Genomic DNA, 16275 nt, shown 5'->3' with positions numbered 1-16275 from the left:
TTCGCCCGGGGTTCGGGAGATAGTGGAGTACGTGACTGCTGTACCCAACCCCCGTTCCCAGGCGCCCGCATCCGCGCGGTCCGGCCGCCGGAGCCTCGCCGTCGCCCTGCTGTGCGGCGCGCTCGGCGCGGCCGTGGCCCTGCTCGCCACCCGGCAGAGCTGGTCGGAGGGCACCGCGACGGTGGCCGGCGGCGCCTTCCCGCTGACCGCCAAGGGCAGCGACGTCACGGGCGTCCCCGCGGCCCTCGCCATAGTGGGCCTCGCCGCGCTCGTCGCCGTCTTCGCCGTCCGCAAGGCCGGCCGTTTCCTGGTCGCGGGGCTGCTCGCCCTCTCCGGCGCCGGTACCGTCGCCGCGGCCCTGATCGGCGCCTCCGACAGCTCCGCGCTCGACGAGAAGGCCGCCGAGACCACCGGCGACACCTCCGCCACGGTCGCCGAGCTCACCCACACCGGCTGGCCCTATGTCGCGGCCGTCGGCGGCGCCCTCCTGCTGCTCGCGGGCCTCCTCGCCCTGCGGTACGGCCGGCTGTGGCCCGCCATGTCCGGCCGCTACGAGCGCGACGGCACGCCCCGCCCGCGCCGCACCCCCAAGCCCGCCGACCCCGAGCGCCCCGAGGAGCTCTGGAAGGCCCTGGACCGGGGCGAGGACCCCACCGGGGCGTGACACCTTCCCGGGCACCCTCCGGGATGTGGCGAAACAGACGCCCGTCACCAGCCACCCCCGCTCACGGCACGCGTACGCGTACGGGACAATGGACGGCGAGCATCCGCCCCGGACACGGGCGGACCCGGAGACGTACGGCACCGTACGACACGCACACCAGCAACGAGGAGCAAGCAATGGCGGGCAGCAGCCACGGTCACACCCCGGCCGCCTGGACCGGTGTCACCATCACCTTCATCGGTTTCTGCGTCGCGGGCGCCTTCATGGTGATGGCACAGCCGCTGGGCTTCTGGGCCGGCATGGTGATCATTGCCCTCGGTGGTGTCGTGGGCCTCATCATGCGCTCGATGGGCCTCGGTCAGCCGAAGCAGACCCACGCGGTGCCGCACGCCGCCCCGGCCGCGACCCGCGAGCCGGCGAGCGTCGAGAGCTGAGTGGCCGAGTACTTCTTCTTCGCCCGCCCGTGAGGGGCGGCCGGTTCCGTGAGGCGCCGGCCGCCCCTCACGCGCGCGTGCGGCCCGTACGGGGCAGAATGCGAGGCGTGAACGCCCACAGCCCCAGCGCCCACGGGACGCCGCGGCCCACCACCCGGTGGGGAAGGCTCGCCGTGCCCGCCGGGATCCTCACGGCCGTCACCGGGGCCTTCGCCTACGTCGGGGCCGTCGACCCCAACCAGCCCGGCCACTACCCGGTGTGCCCCCTGCTGCGCTACACCGGCCTGTACTGCCCCGGCTGCGGCGGCCTGCGCAGCGCCCACGCCTTCGTCCACGGGGACCTCCTCACCGCGCTCCAGGACAACGCGGTGGCCGTGGCCGGCTATCTGGGCTTCGCCGCGCTGTGGGCCGTCTGGGCCGTCCACGCGGTACGCGGACGCCCGCTGCGGATCGACCCCTCCCCGGCGCAGCTGTGGACCGCCGGGGCGTTGCTGCTGGTCTTCACCCTCGTCCGGAACCTGCCGTTCGGCGGCTGGCTCCACCCTTGACCGGCCTGTGGACGTCCAGGTACTGGGATCGGCGTCAACCGGATGTGAGGCCTGCGCCCTCCTCCGGATACCATCGCAGTGACCATGGCTTTTCAATGGCTTTTCAACCGTCTGGAACAACCGTCTGGAAGGGGGCCGCTCGCGTGAGTGTGCTCGACGAGATCATCGACGGAGTCCGTGCCGACCTCGCGGAGCGGCAGGCGCGCGTCAGCCTCGACGAGCTCAAGGAGCGCGCGGCGAAGGCTCCCGCCGCCAAGGACGGCGTGGCCGCGCTGCGCGGTGAGGGCGTCAAGGTCATCTGTGAGGTGAAGCGCTCCAGCCCGTCCAAGGGCGCGCTGGCCGCGATCGCCGACCCGGCCGGGCTCGCCGCGGACTACGAGGCGGGCGGTGCCGCCGTCATCTCGGTCCTCACCGAACAGCGCCGCTTCGGCGGCTCGCTGGCCGACCTGGAGACCGTCCGGGCCCGCGTGGACATCCCTGTCCTGCGCAAGGACTTCATCGTCACGTCGTACCAGCTGTGGGAGGCCCGTGCGTACGGCGCCGACCTCGCGCTGCTGATCGTCGCCGCCCTCGACCAGCCGGCCCTGGAGTCGCTGATCGAACGCGCCGTCTCCATCGGCCTCACCCCGCTCGTCGAGGTGCACGACGAGGACGAGGTCGAGCGCGCGGTGGACGCGGGCGCCAAGGTGATCGGCGTCAACGCGCGCAACCTCAGGACGCTGGAGGTCGACCGCGGCACGTTCGAGCGAGTCGCCCCGGAGATCCCGAACCACATCGTCAAGATCGCCGAGTCCGGCGTCCGCGGCCCCCACGACCTCATCGCCTACGCCAACGCCGGCGCCGACGCGGTCCTGGTCGGCGAGTCCCTGGTGACCGGCCGCGACCCCAAGACGGCGGTGGCCGACCTGGTGGCGGCGGGCGAGCACCCGGCACTGCGGCACGGCCGGGGCTGATTTCCCGCTAGGGTTTTCTCCGATGACTCCGCTGACCCCTGTCACGACCACGGACCGCTATGCCCGCCTCGCGCGCGGCTGCCGTCCGCGTGGCTGCCGCGCGCCCGCACGCAGGGTGCACGGCCGACGGGTGCGATACGTCATCGGAGACGAACCTGGACAGGTAAACGGGCGGCGATGGCAGCGCCCCGAAAGGGGCGCGGGGCTGTATTCGATCTGCGGCTACCGCCGCGCGGGCGCGACAAGCCACTGACGGCTCGCAGCCAACGGACGAACCCCCGCCCCCACGGCGAATAGTGTCTTTTCACACGCACTCACCGTGAGGTACCCGCATGCCCAGCGACTTCTTCATCCCCGACCCAGAGGGTCAAATCCCCACCCCCGAAGGCTACTTCGGGGCCTTCGGCGGCAAGTTCATCCCCGAGGCCCTCGTCGCGGCAGTCGACGAGGTGGCCGTCGAGTACGACAAGGCCAAGCACGACCCCGAGTTCGCCCGCGAGCTCGACGACCTGCTGGTCAACTACACCGGCCGCCCCAGCTCCCTCACCGAGGTGCCCAGGTTCGCCGAGCACGCCGGTGGCGCACGTGTCTTCCTGAAGCGGGAGGACCTCAACCACACCGGCTCCCACAAGATCAACAACGTGCTCGGCCAGGCCCTGCTGACCAGGCGCATGGGCAAGACCCGTGTCATCGCGGAGACCGGCGCCGGCCAGCACGGTGTCGCGACGGCGACGGCCTGCGCCCTGTTCGGCCTCGAGTGCACGATCTACATGGGCGAGATCGACACCGAGCGGCAGGCCCTCAACGTGGCCCGTATGCGCATGCTGGGCGCCGAGGTCATCGCCGTGAAGTCCGGCAGCCGCACGCTGAAGGACGCCATCAACGAGGCCTTCCGCGACTGGGTGGCCAACGTCGACCGCACCCACTACCTCTTCGGCACGGTCGCCGGCCCCCACCCCTTCCCGGCCATGGTCCGCGACTTCCACCGCGTGATCGGCGTGGAGGCCCGCCGCCAGCTCCTGGAGCGGGCGGGACGCCTCCCGGACGCCGCCGTCGCCTGTGTCGGCGGCGGTTCCAACGCCATCGGCCTCTTCCACGCGTTCATCCCGGACGCCTCCGTCCGCCTGATCGGCTGCGAGCCCGCCGGCCACGGCGTCGAGACCGGCGAACACGCGGCCACCCTGACCGCGGGCGAGCCCGGCATCCTGCACGGCTCCCGGTCCTACGTCCTCCAGGACGAGGAGGGCCAGATCACCGAGCCGTACTCGATCTCGGCCGGTCTGGACTACCCGGGCATCGGGCCCGAGCACTCCTACCTCAAGGACAGCGGCCGCGGCGAGTACCGCGCGGTCACCGACGACGCGGCGATGCAGGCCCTGCGCCTGCTGTCGCGGACCGAGGGCATCATCCCGGCGATCGAGAGCGCCCACGCGCTGGCCGGCGCCCTGGAGGTCGGCAAGGAGCTGGGCAAGGACGGGCTGATCGTGGTCAACCTGTCCGGTCGCGGCGACAAGGACATGGACACGGCCGCCCGCTACTTCGGCCTGTACGACACCGACGCCGAGGTCGCCGCCAACGCGGCCGACACCGCCGAGATCGAGGGGGACGCCAAGTGAGCGGAAACATCCAGCTGCTGTCCGACACCCTCGCCGCCGCCAAGGCCGAGGGCCGCTCGGCGCTCATCGCCTACCTCCCGGCCGGGTTCCCGACCGTGGACGGCGGCATCGAGGCGATCAAGGCCGTGCTGGACGGTGGCGCCGACATCGTCGAGGTCGGACTGCCGCACAGCGACCCCGTGCTCGACGGGCCGGTCATCCAGACCGCCGACGACATCGCCCTGCGCGGCGGCGTCAAGATCGCGCACGTCATGCGCACGGTCAAGGAGGCCCACGAGGCCACCGGCAAGCCGATCCTCGTCATGACGTACTGGAACCCCATCGACCGCTACGGCGTCGAGCGCTTCACCGCCGAGCTGGCCGAGGCGGGCGGCGCGGGCTGCATCCTGCCCGACCTGCCCGTGCAGGAGGCGGCACTGTGGCGGGAGCACGCCGAGAAGCACGGCCTCGCCACGGTCTTCGTGGTGGCGCCGAGCAGCAAGGACGAGCGGCTCGGCGAGATCACCGCGGCGGGCAGCGGCTTCGTCTACGCGGCCTCGCTGATGGGCGTCACCGGCACCCGGGAGTCGGTCGGCGCGCAGGCGCAGGACCTGGTGGAGCGGACCCGCGCCACCGGAACCGACCTGCCCGTCTGCGTCGGGCTCGGTGTCTCCGACGCGGCCCAGGCCGCCGAGGTCGCCGGCTTCGCCGACGGCGTGATCGTCGGCTCGGCCTTCGTCAAGCGGATGCTGGACGCGCCGGACCACGCGGCGGGCATCGAGGCGGTCCGCGCGCTCGCCGGTGACCTGGCGCAGGGCGTACGCGGCCGGGGCTGACTCATTCGGTCACTCGAACGAGTGGACCTGGGACCGGGGAGGCGCGCTGCGCCTCCCCGGTTCGTTCTGGGGGTGTGAGCGAGAAGAACCGTGAGGGAAAGCGCACCGCCCGGGAGCGGCTGGCGGTCGAGCGCGAGAAGCAGAAGTCCGCGGAGAAGCGACGGCGCGCGCTGATCGTCGGTGCGAGCGTCGTCTGTGTCCTGGGCCTCGCGGCGGTGATCGGAGTGATCGCCGCGAACTCGGGCAAGGAGAAGGGCGCCGCCAAGGCGGGCCCGGTCGTGGCGCCCTCGGGGGCACAGGGCAAGGACAGCCTCGCGATCCCGGTCGGCAAGGACGGCGCCAAGTCGACGCTCACCGTGTGGGAGGACTTCCGCTGCCCGGCCTGCCAGGCCTTCGAGACGGTGTACCGGCCGACGCTCCACGAGCTGACCGACGCGGGCAAGCTCAGAATCGATTACCACCTGGTCACGCTGATCGACGGCAACCTCGGCGGCAGCGGATCCCGCCGCGCGGCCAACGCCGCGGCCTGCGCCCAGGACGCCGGAAAGTTCCGTGACTACCACGACACGCTCTACCGGAACCAGCCCAAGGAAACCGACGACGCCTTCTCCAGCGACGCCAAGCTGATCGAGCTGGCGGGCAAGGTCCCCGGCCTGGACACGGCCGCCTTCCGCAAGTGCGTCAACGACGGCACGCACACCGGCTGGGTGGTGAAGTCCAACAAGGCCTTCCAGGCGGGCGGCTTCACCGGCACCCCGACCGTGCTGCTGGGCGGCAAGAACATCTACGAGGACCGCACGATGACCCCGGCCAAGCTGAAGCAGATGGTGGAGGAGGCCAACAAGGGATAGCCGACGACAGTAAGCGTTTCTCACGCCCCTGTTATGGACCCGTAGCCGGGCCGCCTGCCGTGTGCCCGGCCGGGCACGGTAGCGTCGACCCTGCCATGGAACTTGCCTATATTCCCAGCCCGTCGCGCGGGGTGATCCACCTCGGTCCCATTCCGCTGCGCGGCTATGCGTTCTGCATCATCATCGGCGTCTTCGTCGCCGTCTGGCTCGGCAACAAGCGGTGGGTCGCCCGCGGCGGGCAGGCCGGCACGGTGGCCGACATCGCTGTCTGGGCCGTGCCCTTCGGCCTGGTCGGCGGACGTCTCTACCACGTGATCACGGACTACGAGCTGTACTTCAGCGAGGGCCGCGACTGGGTGGACGCCTTCAAGGTGTGGCAGGGCGGCCTCGGCATCTGGGGCGCCATCGCGCTCGGCGCGCTGGGCGCGTGGATCGGCTGCCGGCGACGGGGCATCCCGCTGCCCGCGTACGCAGACACCATCGCCCCGGGCATCGCCTTCGCGCAGGCCATCGGCCGCTGGGGCAACTGGTTCAACCAGGAGCTGTACGGTCGCGAGACGCACGTTCCGTGGGCGCTGCACATCACCTCCTCCGAGGGTGGCCGGGTGCCGGGCTACTACCACCCGACCTTCCTGTACGAGTCCCTGTGGTGCATCGGCGTCGGCTTCCTGGTCATCTGGGCCGACCGCCGCTTCAAGCTGGGCCACGGCCGGGCGTTCGCGCTGTACGTCGCGGCGTACTGCGTGGGTCGCGGCTGGATCGAGTACATGCGCGTGGACGACGCCCACCACATCCTGGGGCTCAGGCTCAACGACTGGACCGCGATGATCGTGTTCCTGCTCGCGGTGGCCTACATGGTGATCTCGGCGAAGAAGCGGCCGGGACGGGAAGCCGTGGTGGAACCGGGTGTCTCCGACGGTTCGACCGAGGGCGAGGCTGCCGCCGAGCCCGACGGCGAGGACAAGGCCGCGACGGAGCCGGAGACGTCCGACGCGAAGACGGACGTGAAGCCGGACGCGAAGGCAGAGGGCGGCGACGAGACCGCGACCGAGGCAGAGGCCGAGACCGAGGTCAAGGACGAGGCCGGGTCCGGGACGAAGAAGAGCTGACGTCCGACCGTACGGCCAGTACGAAGGCGAGGGCGCCCGGGATGCCGGGCGCCCTCGCCGTGTCTCAGGATCAGGACCTGTCCGCCAGCGCCAGTGTCCGCTGGGCCGCCGCCACCACCGCCGCGTCGACGAAGCGGCCGTCCGGCAGGGCCTGCGCGCCCTGGTCTGCCATGGCCGCCTTGACGATCGTCTCGGCCTGTTCCAGCTCCGCCTGGGTGGGGAGGTAGGCCCGCTCGATCACCGGGAGCTGGCGCGGGTGGATCGCGGCCCGGCCGAGGAAGCCCAGGGCGCGGCCGTGGGCACAGGAGGCACCCAGACCGTCCAGGTCACGGATGTCGGGGTGCACCGACTGGGGCGGCGGGGGCAGCCCGGCCGCGCGCGCGGCGACGACCACCCGGGAGCGGCACCAGTCGAGGCCCACGTCGTCCCGTACCCCCAGGTCGGCCCGCAGGTCCGTCTCGCCCAGGGCGATGCCTCGCAGCGAGGGATGGGCGGCGGCGACGGCGTAGGCCCGTTCGATGCCCAGCGCGCTCTCCAGCAGGGCGAACAGGGGCAGCGCGGTGCGCTCGGCGACGCCGACCACGTCCTGCGCCGACGTCACCTTGGGCAGCCGCAGCCCGGCCACGCCGTCGAGCGAGGCCACCGCCCGGACGTCCGCCGCCGCCCACTCCCCGTCCAGGGCGTTGACCCGCACGTGCACGGGGACCGGCTGGGGTTCGGCGAGCAGCTCGGCGGTGGCGGCGCGGGCGTACGCCTTGCGGTCGGGGGCGACCGCGTCCTCCAGGTCGACCACCACGACGTCCGCGCCGGAGACCAGCGCCTTGGTGACGACATGCGGGCGGTCGCCGGGGGCGTACAGCCAGGTCAGTGGGAACGGGCTCACAGGACGCCCTCCTCGCGCAGGGCGCGCAGTTCCTCCGGGGTGAGCCCCAGCTCGGTCAGGACGGCCTCGGTGTCCGCGCCGTGCGGCCGGCCCGCCCAGCGGATCGCGCCGGGCGTGGCGGACAGCCGGAAGAGGACGTTCTGCATGCGCAGCGGGCCGAGCTCCGGGTCGTCGACGGTGGTGACGGTGTCCAGGGCCTGGTACTGCGGGTCGGCCAGCACACCGCGTACGTCCTGGATCTCCGCGATCGCGGCCTCCGCCTTCTCGAAGGCCGCGAGGACCTCGGTGCGGGTCCGCCCGGCGATCCAGCCGCCGACCGCCCGGTCCAGCACGTCGGCGTGCGCGGCCCGGTCGGCGCCGGTCGCGAACCACGGTTCGTCGATCAGCTCCGGCCTGCCCACCAGCCGCATCACCCGTTCCGCGACCGACTGGGCGGACGTGGACACGGCCACCCAGGAGCCGTCGGCCGTGCGGTAGGTGTTGCGCGGGGCGTTGTTGGCGGACCGGTTGCCGGTGCGTGCCTGGACGTATCCGAGCTGGTCGTACCAGGTGGGCTGGGGGCCGAGGACGGTCAGGATCGGTTCGATGATCGCCATGTCGACGACCTGGCCGGCGCCGGTGCGCTCCCGTGCCGCGAGCGCGGTCATGACGGCGTACGCCGTCGCCAGAGCGGCGATGGAGTCGGCCAGGCCGAACGGCGGGAGGGTCGGCGGGGCCTCCGGGTCCCCGGTGATCGCCGCGAAGCCGCTCATCGCCTCGGCGAGGGTGCCGAAGCCGGGGCGGTGGGCGTACGGGCCGAACTGGCCGAACGCGGTGACCCGGGTGAGGATCAGCCGCGGGTTGACGGCGGACAGCTCGTCCCAGCCCAGGTCCCACTTCTCCAGGGTGCCGGGGCGGAAGTTCTCGATCACCACGTCGGCGGTGGCGGCCAGCCGCAGCAGGGTGGCCCGGCCGCCCGGCCTGGACAGGTCCAGGGTGATCGTGCGCTTGTTGCGGCCGAGCAGCTTCCACCACAGGCCGACGCCCTGCTTGGCGGGGCCGTGGCCCCGGGACGGGTCGGGCTTCGCCGGATGCTCGACCTTGACGACCTCGGCGCCGAAGTCACCGAGCAGGGTGGCGGCCAGCGGCCCGGCGAAGAGGGTGGCGAGATCGAGGACGCGCAGACCGCTGAGCGGTTGGCCGGTACTCGTGCGGTCGGTACTCGTGCGGTGGGTACTCATGCGGTGGGTGCTCATGCGGTGGGTGCTCATGCGGTGTACTGCGCCTCGATCTCCGGGCGGTACGGCATCGACGCCGACGCCCCCTCCCGCTGGACGGAGATCGAGGCCGCCGCGGCCGCCCAGGTCAGCGCCTCCCGCACCGGCCGCTCCTCGGCGAGGGCCACCGCGAGGGCGCCGACGAAGGTGTCGCCCGCGCCGGTGGAGTCCACGGCGGTCACCCGGGGCGCGGGCACCACGAGGGGTTCGGCGTTCCGGAGCATGTACAGACAGCCCGCCGCGCCCAGGGTGATCACGACCTCCGGCACCCGGTCGAGCAGGGCGGCGGCCGCGTCGAGCGGGTCGGTGCGGCCGGTGAGGGTCGCCGCTTCGTACTCGTTGGGCACCAGCAGGTCGGTGGCGGCGAGCAGTTCGGGCGGGAGCGGCCGGGCGGGCGCCGGGGTGAGGACCGTACGGACGCCGTGCCGGCGGGCCGCCTCCGCGCCCGCGAGAACGCCCGCCGACGGGATCTCCAGCTGGAGCAGCAGTGCGTCGGCGGAGGCGATGACGCCCTCGTCGCCCGGGGTGAGGTGGTCGACGGTGCCGTTCGCGCCGGGGATCACGACGATCGCGTTGCCGCCCTCGTCGTCCACGACGATGTGCGCGGTGCCGGACGGGCCCTCGATGGTGCGAAGGCTGTCGGTGTCCACGCCCGAGTGCTCCAGGGCGGAGCGCAGCCGGGTGCCGAAGACGTCGTTGCCGACCGCGCCGATCATCGAGACCGTCGCGCCGGAGCGGGCCGCGGCGATCGCCTGGTTGGCGCCCTTGCCGCCGGGGATCGTACGGAACTCCCGTCCCGTGACGGTCTCCCCGCGCTGCGGGGCCTTCTCGACGTACGCGACCAGGTCCATGTTCGTGCTGCCGAGTACGGCGATGTGGGTCATGGGTGGGTCACCTCCGGACGGGTGAGCGAGTGGGTGAGGTGGGCGAGGGCGTCGAAGCCGGTGCCGTCGAAGCCGGCGACGGACGTGGCGAGGCGGTTCTTCAGGGGGGCCGTCCAGCGGAGCGGGAGGGCGCCGGGGGAGCCGGCCAGGAGACCGGCGATGCTCCCGGCGGTGGCGCCGTTGGAATCGGTGTCCCAGCCGCCGGACACCGCCCGGCAGACGGAGCCGGTGAAGTCGCCGTCCGCGTGGGTGAGGGCGGCGGCGATCAGGGCGGTGTTGGGGATGGCGTGGACCCAGTGGTAGGTGGCGGAGTGGGTGGCGTGGAGTTCGTCCACGACCTCGTCGAAGTCCTGGTGGGACCGGGCGAGCCGGACCGCGTGGTCGATCGCCCCGGCCAGGCGGGAGCGGGGCGGGACCACCGTGCGGCCGGTGCGCAGGCAGGCGTGGATGTCGTGGGTGCCGGTGGCCGCCGTGGCGATGGTGGCGGCGGTGAACATGGCCGCGTAGACGCCGTTGGCGGTGTGGGTGAGGGCGGCGTCGCGGTGGGCCTGTCCGGCGGCGGCGGCCGGGTCGCCCGGGTTGGTCCAGCCGTGGACGTCGGCGCGGATCAGGGCGCCGATCCATTCGCGGAAGGGGTTGCGGTGGTGGGCGGTGTGCGGGGGCTCGACGCCGGTGAGCAGGTTGCGCAGGGCGAGGCGCTCGGCGGTGAAGGTACGGCCGGGCGGGAGTTCGTCCAGCCAGAGCCCCGCCACGTCGGTGGTGGTGAAGCCCTTGCCGTGCCGTCGGAGGAGGACGAGGTTGAGGAGGGGGTAGTTGAGGTCGTCGTCCTCGGGCATGCCGTCGATGTTCTCGGCGAGGGAGGTGGCGGCCGAGCGGCGGTTCCAGGGGTACGCCTCCGTCAGCTCCGCGGGGACTCCCCGGGCCGTGAACCAGGTGTGCAGAGGCCAGTTGCCGGTGGCGCGGGCCAGCCGGCGGATGCCCTCCAGGGGGAGCTTCTCCACCGGTTTGCCGAGGAGGCAGCCCACGGCCCTGCCGAGCCAGGCGGCTTCGAGGGCGAGCGGGGTGGGGGCACCGCTGCCCGCGGGCCGGGTGGGCCAGGCCGGGCAGGCGGCCCTGATCCCCGCCAGGTCCGTCGGTTCGTCCTCCGCGAACCGGCTGGGGAGGTCGGCCAGTTCGTCCAGCAGGTCCTCCGCCAGCGTCCGCAGATAGCGTGACGCCGGCCGCGCCGACGCCCCCGCCCTGGCCGGCGCCTCCCGCCCGCCCGCCGCCCTCCAGCGCGCCGCGATCGCCGACGGCTCACGGCCGTCCTGGCGGGCCTGGCGGAGTTCGTGACCGAGCAGGTCCTCCGGCTGGACCCAGGTCAGGCGGAGCATCCGGTGCCCCCGAGCCGGGCGAAGGCCGCCTCGTGGGACCGGCGGCGGCTCACGTCCCGCGCGAACACCTCCTGGGTCACCTCGGCCAGTGCGCGCGCCGGTTCCCACAGGTCCAGGCGGCTGGCCTCGGCCACCGCCTTCGACCAGTCCTCCGGGACCGGTGAGCCGAGTGCGCCGGCCAGGGCGCCCGCCATCGTGGCGATGGAGTCGCAGTCCCGGCCGTAGTTGACCGCGCCCAGGACCGCCTGCCGGTAGTCGCCGCCCGACACGAGCAACATGCCCAGCGCGACGGGGAGTTCCTCGATCGAGTGCAGCCGGGAGGGGCGGCGGGCGCCGAGGGAGGGGTTGCGGTAGTCGGGGCCCACCGTGTCGTACGGGGCGACCGCCTCCCGGATCGGGGTCAGGGCCGACTCGAAGTCCCGGTGGCCGCCCGCCACTTGGCAGACCCGGTCGATCGCCTCCCGGGTGCCGTCCTTCGCCAGGTCCAGGCACGCGGCGACCACCGACTCCGGCGTCGCGTCCGGCGTGGTCGCCGCCGCCACCGCCGCCGCGAGGACCCCGGCCGCCTCACGGCCGTACGACGACTGGTGCGCGCCGGCGACGTCCAGCGCCTCGGCGTACGCGCCCGCCGGGTTCGCCGCGTTGACCAGGCCGACGGGGGCCATGTACATCGCCGCACCGCAGTTGACGATGTTGCCGGTGCCGGCCTCGCGGGGGTCGGCATGGCCGTAGGCCAGCCGGGCCACCAGCCACTTCTCCGCCAGGAAGATCCGTTGCAGCGGGAGTGCCTCCGCCTCCAGCTCCGGGATCCAGCGCGGGGTGGTCATCAGGTCGGGGACCAGGTGGTCGGCGATCGCGTACGCGTCCAGGTGGTCCCGGACCCGGGCGTACACCCGGACCAGGGCGTGGGTCATCAGGGTGTCGTCGGTGACGTGTCCGTCGCCCTTGTGGTACGGCGCGATCGGGCGGGCGGTGCGCCAGGCGTCGCCGTTCCACGGGCCGACGATGCCGTGGACGCGGCCGCCGTGGCGCTCGGCGATCCGGTCGGGGGAGTAGCCCTCGACGGGGCCGCCGAGCGCGTCGCCGACGGCGGCGCCGACCAGTGCCCCGGTGATCCGCTCGTCCAGACCGGCGCCGCTGCTTTCTTCTCCTTTGGGCGTCATGCCCCGAATCATCCTCCTGGTCGGACCGGTTGCGTGGCTTCCAGGAGTCCGGCGAGTTCCACCAGGTCGGTGCCGGTCAGACGGGGCAGGGCGCAGCCGGAGAGGGTGCGGCAGGCGTCCCGCCAGGCCCGCGGGATCGCCTCGCCGCCGCCCAGTGCGCCGGTCAGCGCGCCGGCCAGGGCGGGGGCGGAGTCGGCGACCCGGGACAGGCAGGCCGCGGCGGGGACCGCCTCGCCGATCCGGCCGCGGGCCGCGGTGACCAGGGCCAGGGCGACCGGGACGGTCTCGGCGGCGGCGATGCCGTAGCTGTAGACGTGGTCGACGATCTGGTGTTCGAGGAGCGGGACCAGCCCGAAGGCGGTGTCGGTGTCCTCGACCAGGGCCAGCGCGTGGCGGGCGTTGCGGCCGATCTCCGTCTCCCCGGGCAGCTCGGCGAGCGCCGCCGTCACACAAACCCCGGCCTCGGCGCCGCCGAGCGCGAGCGCCAGGGCCGCCGCCATCGCGCGGGCCCCGTGCACGCCGTCGCCGTCCTGGGTGTAGCGGGCGTCGAACTCGGCGAGGTCGGCCGCGCGGGCGGGGTCGCCGGGGTGGGCCACGGCGAGCACGCAGGCCCGTACGCAGGCGGCGTCGTCGAAGTAGTGCGGGTTGTCGTGGCCGGTGGCGGGCGGACGGAGGCCGGCGGCGAGGTTGCCGAGTCCGGCGCGGACCGAGATCCGGGCGCGCAGCGGCAGCACCGCCGACTCGACCTCGGGGGCGCGTTCGGCGGCCGCCGCGACCTCGGAGGCGACGGCGGTCCAGGTCAGGTCGATGGCGGCACGCATCCGGCGGTCCCGGCTCAGGTCCCCGAGCGCGCTGTCGTCCCCGGCGCGCAGCACCGCCTCCGCCGCGAACGCCGCCCATTCGGCGTCGTCGGAGGGGCCGAGCCGCAGTGGCTCCGGCGGCTGGTTGAGCGCGATCGGCACCGGCAGCGTGGTCGTCGCGTTGTGCTCGGCGAAGGTGTCCAGCTCACGCGTGAGCCGCCGCGTCCACTCGGGCATCCGCGCGGCCCGGTGCCGAGCCGCGGGCCACCCGGCGGCGTCCCCGGCGGCGAGTCCGAGGAGGAGGCCTTCGATGCGGCGGGTCATGGCCGTACCTGGTCGTGGTCGGCGTCGTGCTCGGCGAAGGTGTCCAGCTCACACGTGAGCCGCCGCGTCCACTCGGGCATCCGAGCGGCGGGCCACCCGGCGGCGTCCCCGGCGGCGAGCCCGAGGAGGAGGCCCTCGATGCAGTCGGTCATGGCCGTACCTCGCTGTTCCGGTCACGGGCGCGGGTGGTGGTCGGTTCGGGGGTGAGCCGTCGGGGATGCAAGGGCATCCGTGCGGTGGGCCGGCCGGCGGCGAGTCCGGGGAGGAGGCCTTCGAGGCGGCGTGTCATGGCCGCACCTCGCTGCTCAGTTCGCCGGCGCCGGTGGTGGTCACCAGGCGGCTGCCGGCGAGGAGCTGTTCCACCGTCGGCAGGAAGTCGGGCACCACGACTTCCGCGCCCCACTTCCCGCCCTCCTCCGGCACCAGCAGCTCGGCCACGTCCAGCACGTGGTGGCCCGCCATGGAGGGCAGGCAGCTGCCGCGGGCCGGACCGATCGCGGCGGCCCAGTCGACGGGGATCGCGGAGACGCCCCGGGTCGCCCCGGCCAGGGCGCCCGCGACCGCGGCCGTGGTGTCGGCGTCCCGGCCCATGTTCACGGCCGTGAGCACCGCCTCCCTGAGGTCGCCGTCGGCCGCCGCGTACGCGCCGAAGGCCAGGGCGACCGCCTCGGGAGCCAGGTCGGTCCAGGGGTAGCCGCCGATGACGACGGCGGAACGGACCGCGCGTTCCCCGCGGTGGGCGACGGCCACCGCGCGGCGCAGCGAGCGGGCCGTCCAGGAGTCCTCCGGGACCACGGCGAGGGCGGCGGCCACCACGGCGACGGTCGGCGCGCCCGCCATCGCCGCCGCGACCCCGGCGGCCACCGCCTGGCCGCCGTAGATGCCCTCGCCCTCGTGGCTGACCGAACCGTCGATCGCCACCAGCCGGGCCGCCTCGGCCGGGCGGCCCGCCGCGAACACCCCGAAGGGGGCCGCCCGCATCGCCAGGCCGTCGCTCCAGGCGTGCCGGTGCTGGGCGGAGATGGGGGCGGCCAGGCCCCGGCGGAGGTTCTCCAGGGTGCCGCGCTCACTGAAGCCCGCGCCCCGGAAGGGGCCCTCGTGGCCGTCGGCGATCCACTCGTGCCAGGCCGCCTCGACGTGGGCGGGGGTGAGCGCAGAGCCGTGCCGGGCCAGCAGGAGACCGGAGAAGATCGCGTACTCGGTGTCGTCCGTGCCGGCCGGCCGCTCGGCCACGTACCCGGTGATGCGGCCCCAGCGGGCGCGGATCTCGGAGGGCTTCATGTTCTCGGCCGGTGCCCCGAGCGCGTCCCCGACGGCCAGACCGAGCAGCGCGCCGCGCGCCCGTTCGCGGACCGATGCCTCAGTGGCCGATGCCATGCGGGCCTCACCTCCGGGGGAGCTCCGCCCGGGGCGCGGAGCCCTTTGCGGAGGTGTCCCACGGGAGCGGCCCGGTAGCGCCTCCGATACCGCCAAGTCACCCGGTCGGGGTCAAAACCGCAGGTTAGCCCAGCCTTTCCTTGCTGGCGGCGATGGAATTCGAGGCGTAGCTTCGGTGTTGTCGAAAAATAGAACTCGTCCAAAGTTAGCTTTGGCTAAGCTTCCTGGGGGACCCCTGATGGCCATCATCGAGACCGAGGCGGTGCTGCACGAGGCGCACCGTGACAACCACACGCACCGGGATGTGAACGGCGGCTGGCTGCGCCCCGCGGTGTTCGGCGCGATGGACGGCCTGGTCTCCAACCTCGCCCTGCTGACCGGCGTCGCGGGCGGTTCGGCCGGTCAGCACACCATTGTGATCACAGGGCTCGCGGGCCTGGCGGCCGGGGCCTTCTCCATGGCGGCCGGCGAGTACACCTCCGTCGCCTCGCAGCGCGAGCTCGTCGAGGCCGAACTGGATGTCGAACGCCGTGAGCTGCGCAAGCACCCTCAGGACGAGGAGGCCGAGCTCGCCGCGCTCTACGAGGCACGCGGCGTCGAGCCCGAGCTGGCGCGCGAGGTGGCCCGGCAGCTGTCCCGCGACCCCGAGCAGGCGCTGGAGATACACGCCCGCGAGGAACTGGGCATCGACCCCGGTGACCTGCCGTCGCCGCTGGTCGCGGCCGTGTCCTCGTTCGGGTCCTTCGCGCTGGGCGCCCTGCTGCCCGTACTGCCGTTCCTGCTGGGCGCGACCGCGCTGTGGCCGGCCGTGCTGCTGGCCCTCGCCGGGCTGTTCGGCTGCGGTGCCGTGGTGGCCCGGGTGACCGCGCGCAGCTGGTGGTACAGCGGCCTGCGGCAGCTCGCGCTCGGCGGCGCGGCGGCCGGTGTGACGTACGCCCTGGGCAGCCTGTTCGGAACGGCCGTAGGATAGTCCGAACGCTACTTATGCGTTGGGCTGTATAAATAGCCGTTACCTGCTGGTTTCGAATGCTTAACCACCGGGCATGAGCCGTAAGCGCTGCGGGCAATGAGGCCTGCCGTGTACCCGTGGGGCGGGCGACGACGCTTCTCCCGTCCCCTCCGGCCGACCGACACCGATCTACCGATCATGTCCGGATCGGTCCCCACACACTTCCACCACGCTGTGCGGTACCCCCCACCGCCACCCCGTGGTGTCCGCATGTTG

The 16275-nt window shown here is 73.5% G+C and carries 17 protein-coding genes and 1 pseudogene; 9 read left to right on the top strand and 9 right to left on the bottom strand.

The features are described from left to right. Nucleotides 1–22: 22 nt before the first annotated feature. The 8 genes from ABZ915_RS33315 to lgt all read left to right on the top strand — a co-directional run bounded on the left by ABZ915_RS33315 (nucleotide 23) and on the right by lgt (nucleotide 6990). On the top strand, nucleotides 23–664 hold the full coding sequence (locus ABZ915_RS33315; protein ID WP_361810953.1) for a TIGR02234 family membrane protein: 642 nt from the start codon (nucleotides 23–25) through the stop codon (nucleotides 662–664). A gap of 176 nt (nucleotides 665–840) precedes the next feature. Further along, nucleotides 841–1098, top strand: coding sequence for an HGxxPAAW family protein (locus ABZ915_RS33310; protein ID WP_361810951.1), 258 nt, complete (start codon nucleotides 841–843; stop codon nucleotides 1096–1098). A gap of 98 nt (nucleotides 1099–1196) precedes the next feature. Further along, entirely contained in the window at nucleotides 1197–1646 is a 450-nt protein-coding gene (locus ABZ915_RS33305; RefSeq protein WP_361810949.1) for a DUF2752 domain-containing protein, read from the top strand. A 143-nt stretch (nucleotides 1647–1789) separates the two neighbouring features. After that, nucleotides 1790–2599: an indole-3-glycerol phosphate synthase TrpC gene (gene trpC, locus ABZ915_RS33300; RefSeq protein WP_361810947.1), complete on the top strand. Its 810-nt coding sequence runs from the start codon at nucleotides 1790–1792 to the stop codon at nucleotides 2597–2599. A 332-nt stretch (nucleotides 2600–2931) separates the two neighbouring features. Then, the gene (gene trpB / locus ABZ915_RS33295; protein ID WP_361810945.1) at nucleotides 2932–4215 is read left to right on the top strand and encodes a tryptophan synthase subunit beta; all 1284 of its coding nucleotides are present in this window, start codon (nucleotides 2932–2934) and stop codon (nucleotides 4213–4215) included. Next, nucleotides 4212–5030 carry a tryptophan synthase subunit alpha gene (gene trpA, locus ABZ915_RS33290; protein ID WP_361810943.1) on the top strand — a complete coding sequence of 273 codons (819 nt, stop codon included), beginning with the start codon at nucleotides 4212–4214 and terminating at the stop codon, nucleotides 5028–5030. The genes trpB and trpA overlap by 4 nt, the downstream gene beginning before the upstream one ends. 74 nt (nucleotides 5031–5104) lie before the next feature. After that, nucleotides 5105–5881 carry a thioredoxin domain-containing protein gene (locus tag ABZ915_RS33285; RefSeq protein ID WP_361810941.1) on the top strand — a complete coding sequence of 259 codons (777 nt, stop codon included), beginning with the start codon at nucleotides 5105–5107 and terminating at the stop codon, nucleotides 5879–5881. Between the two features lie 95 nt (nucleotides 5882–5976). Next, nucleotides 5977–6990 (top strand): prolipoprotein diacylglyceryl transferase, encoded by a 1014-nt coding sequence (lgt, locus tag ABZ915_RS33280; RefSeq protein ID WP_361810939.1) that lies wholly within the window; start codon nucleotides 5977–5979, stop codon nucleotides 6988–6990. Between the two features lie 70 nt (nucleotides 6991–7060). Here lgt and ABZ915_RS33275 read toward each other — a convergent pair whose 3' ends face one another. The 9 genes and pseudogenes from ABZ915_RS33275 to ABZ915_RS33235 form a co-directional block, all read right to left on the bottom strand. After that, nucleotides 7061–7873: a CoA ester lyase gene (locus ABZ915_RS33275; protein WP_361810937.1), complete on the bottom strand. Its 813-nt coding sequence runs from the start codon at nucleotides 7871–7873 to the stop codon at nucleotides 7061–7063. Then, nucleotides 7870–9093 (bottom strand): CoA transferase, encoded by a 1224-nt coding sequence (locus tag ABZ915_RS33270; RefSeq protein ID WP_361810935.1) that lies wholly within the window; start codon nucleotides 9091–9093, stop codon nucleotides 7870–7872. Before ABZ915_RS33270 ends, ABZ915_RS33275 begins: the two co-directional genes overlap by 4 nt. 26 nt (nucleotides 9094–9119) lie before the next feature. Then, entirely contained in the window at nucleotides 9120–10013 is an 894-nt protein-coding gene (rbsK, locus tag ABZ915_RS33265; RefSeq protein WP_361810933.1) for a ribokinase, read from the bottom strand. Further along, nucleotides 10010–11386: an ADP-ribosylglycohydrolase family protein gene (locus tag ABZ915_RS33260; RefSeq protein ID WP_361810931.1), complete on the bottom strand. Its 1377-nt coding sequence runs from the start codon at nucleotides 11384–11386 to the stop codon at nucleotides 10010–10012. The genes rbsK and ABZ915_RS33260 overlap by 4 nt, the downstream gene beginning before the upstream one ends. Then, nucleotides 11374–12549 (bottom strand): ADP-ribosylglycohydrolase family protein, encoded by a 1176-nt coding sequence (locus ABZ915_RS33255; RefSeq protein WP_361810929.1) that lies wholly within the window; start codon nucleotides 12547–12549, stop codon nucleotides 11374–11376. The genes ABZ915_RS33260 and ABZ915_RS33255 overlap by 13 nt, the downstream gene beginning before the upstream one ends. Before the next feature lie 8 nt (nucleotides 12550–12557). Then, nucleotides 12558–13673, bottom strand: coding sequence for an ADP-ribosylglycohydrolase family protein (locus ABZ915_RS33250; protein ID WP_361810927.1), 1116 nt, complete (start codon nucleotides 13671–13673; stop codon nucleotides 12558–12560). A 20-nt stretch (nucleotides 13674–13693) separates the two neighbouring features. Continuing rightward, nucleotides 13694–13825 (bottom strand): annotated as a pseudogene (locus ABZ915_RS33245) (ADP-ribosylglycohydrolase family protein); the annotation flags it as partial. After that, the gene (locus tag ABZ915_RS33240) at nucleotides 13822–13962 is read right to left on the bottom strand and encodes a hypothetical protein (protein WP_361810925.1); all 141 of its coding nucleotides are present in this window, start codon (nucleotides 13960–13962) and stop codon (nucleotides 13822–13824) included. The gene ABZ915_RS33240 and the pseudogene ABZ915_RS33245, both read right to left, overlap by 4 nt. Continuing rightward, nucleotides 13959–15050 (bottom strand): ADP-ribosylglycohydrolase family protein, encoded by a 1092-nt coding sequence (locus ABZ915_RS33235; protein WP_361810923.1) that lies wholly within the window; start codon nucleotides 15048–15050, stop codon nucleotides 13959–13961. Before ABZ915_RS33235 ends, ABZ915_RS33240 begins: the two co-directional genes overlap by 4 nt. Before the next feature lie 238 nt (nucleotides 15051–15288). Between ABZ915_RS33235 and ABZ915_RS33230 the strand changes: the two genes are divergently transcribed. Next, the gene (locus tag ABZ915_RS33230; RefSeq protein WP_361810921.1) at nucleotides 15289–16020 is read left to right on the top strand and encodes a VIT1/CCC1 transporter family protein; all 732 of its coding nucleotides are present in this window, start codon (nucleotides 15289–15291) and stop codon (nucleotides 16018–16020) included. Nucleotides 16021–16275: the final 255 nt, after the last annotated feature.

The sequence above is a fragment of the Streptomyces sp. NPDC046915 genome, from assembly GCF_040644935.1.
Classification (GTDB): domain Bacteria; phylum Actinomycetota; class Actinomycetes; order Streptomycetales; family Streptomycetaceae; genus Streptomyces.
Note: the sequence above shows the minus strand (reverse complement) of the source record. Positions and strands in the feature narration are given on the sequence as shown.

Excerpts from the sequence above, each read along its gene's own strand:
- ABZ915_RS33240 (WP_361810925.1), bottom strand. The coding sequence starts at position 13,962 with ATGACACGCCGCCTCGAAGGCCTCCTCCCCGGACTCGCCGCCGGCCGG.
- ABZ915_RS33250 (WP_361810927.1), bottom strand. The coding sequence starts at position 13,673 with ATGACCCGCCGCATCGAAGGCCTCCTCCTCGGACTCGCCGCCGGGGAC.
- lgt (WP_361810939.1), top strand. The coding sequence starts at position 5,977 with ATGGAACTTGCCTATATTCCCAGCCCGTCGCGCGGGGTGATCCACCTC.
- ABZ915_RS33230 (WP_361810921.1), top strand. The coding sequence starts at position 15,289 with ATGGCCATCATCGAGACCGAGGCGGTGCTGCACGAGGCGCACCGTGAC.
- ABZ915_RS33310 (WP_361810951.1), top strand. The coding sequence starts at position 841 with ATGGCGGGCAGCAGCCACGGTCACACCCCGGCCGCCTGGACCGGTGTC.
- ABZ915_RS33305 (WP_361810949.1), top strand. The coding sequence starts at position 1,197 with ATGCGAGGCGTGAACGCCCACAGCCCCAGCGCCCACGGGACGCCGCGG.
- rbsK (WP_361810933.1), bottom strand. The coding sequence starts at position 10,013 with ATGACCCACATCGCCGTACTCGGCAGCACGAACATGGACCTGGTCGCG.
- ABZ915_RS33270 (WP_361810935.1), bottom strand. The coding sequence starts at position 9,093 with ATGAGTACCCACCGCACGAGTACCGACCGCACGAGTACCGGCCAACCG.
- trpB (WP_361810945.1), top strand. The coding sequence starts at position 2,932 with ATGCCCAGCGACTTCTTCATCCCCGACCCAGAGGGTCAAATCCCCACC.
- ABZ915_RS33235 (WP_361810923.1), bottom strand. The coding sequence starts at position 15,050 with ATGGCATCGGCCACTGAGGCATCGGTCCGCGAACGGGCGCGCGGCGCG.
- ABZ915_RS33260 (WP_361810931.1), bottom strand. The coding sequence starts at position 11,386 with ATGCTCCGCCTGACCTGGGTCCAGCCGGAGGACCTGCTCGGTCACGAA.
- ABZ915_RS33255 (WP_361810929.1), bottom strand. The coding sequence starts at position 12,549 with ATGACGCCCAAAGGAGAAGAAAGCAGCGGCGCCGGTCTGGACGAGCGG.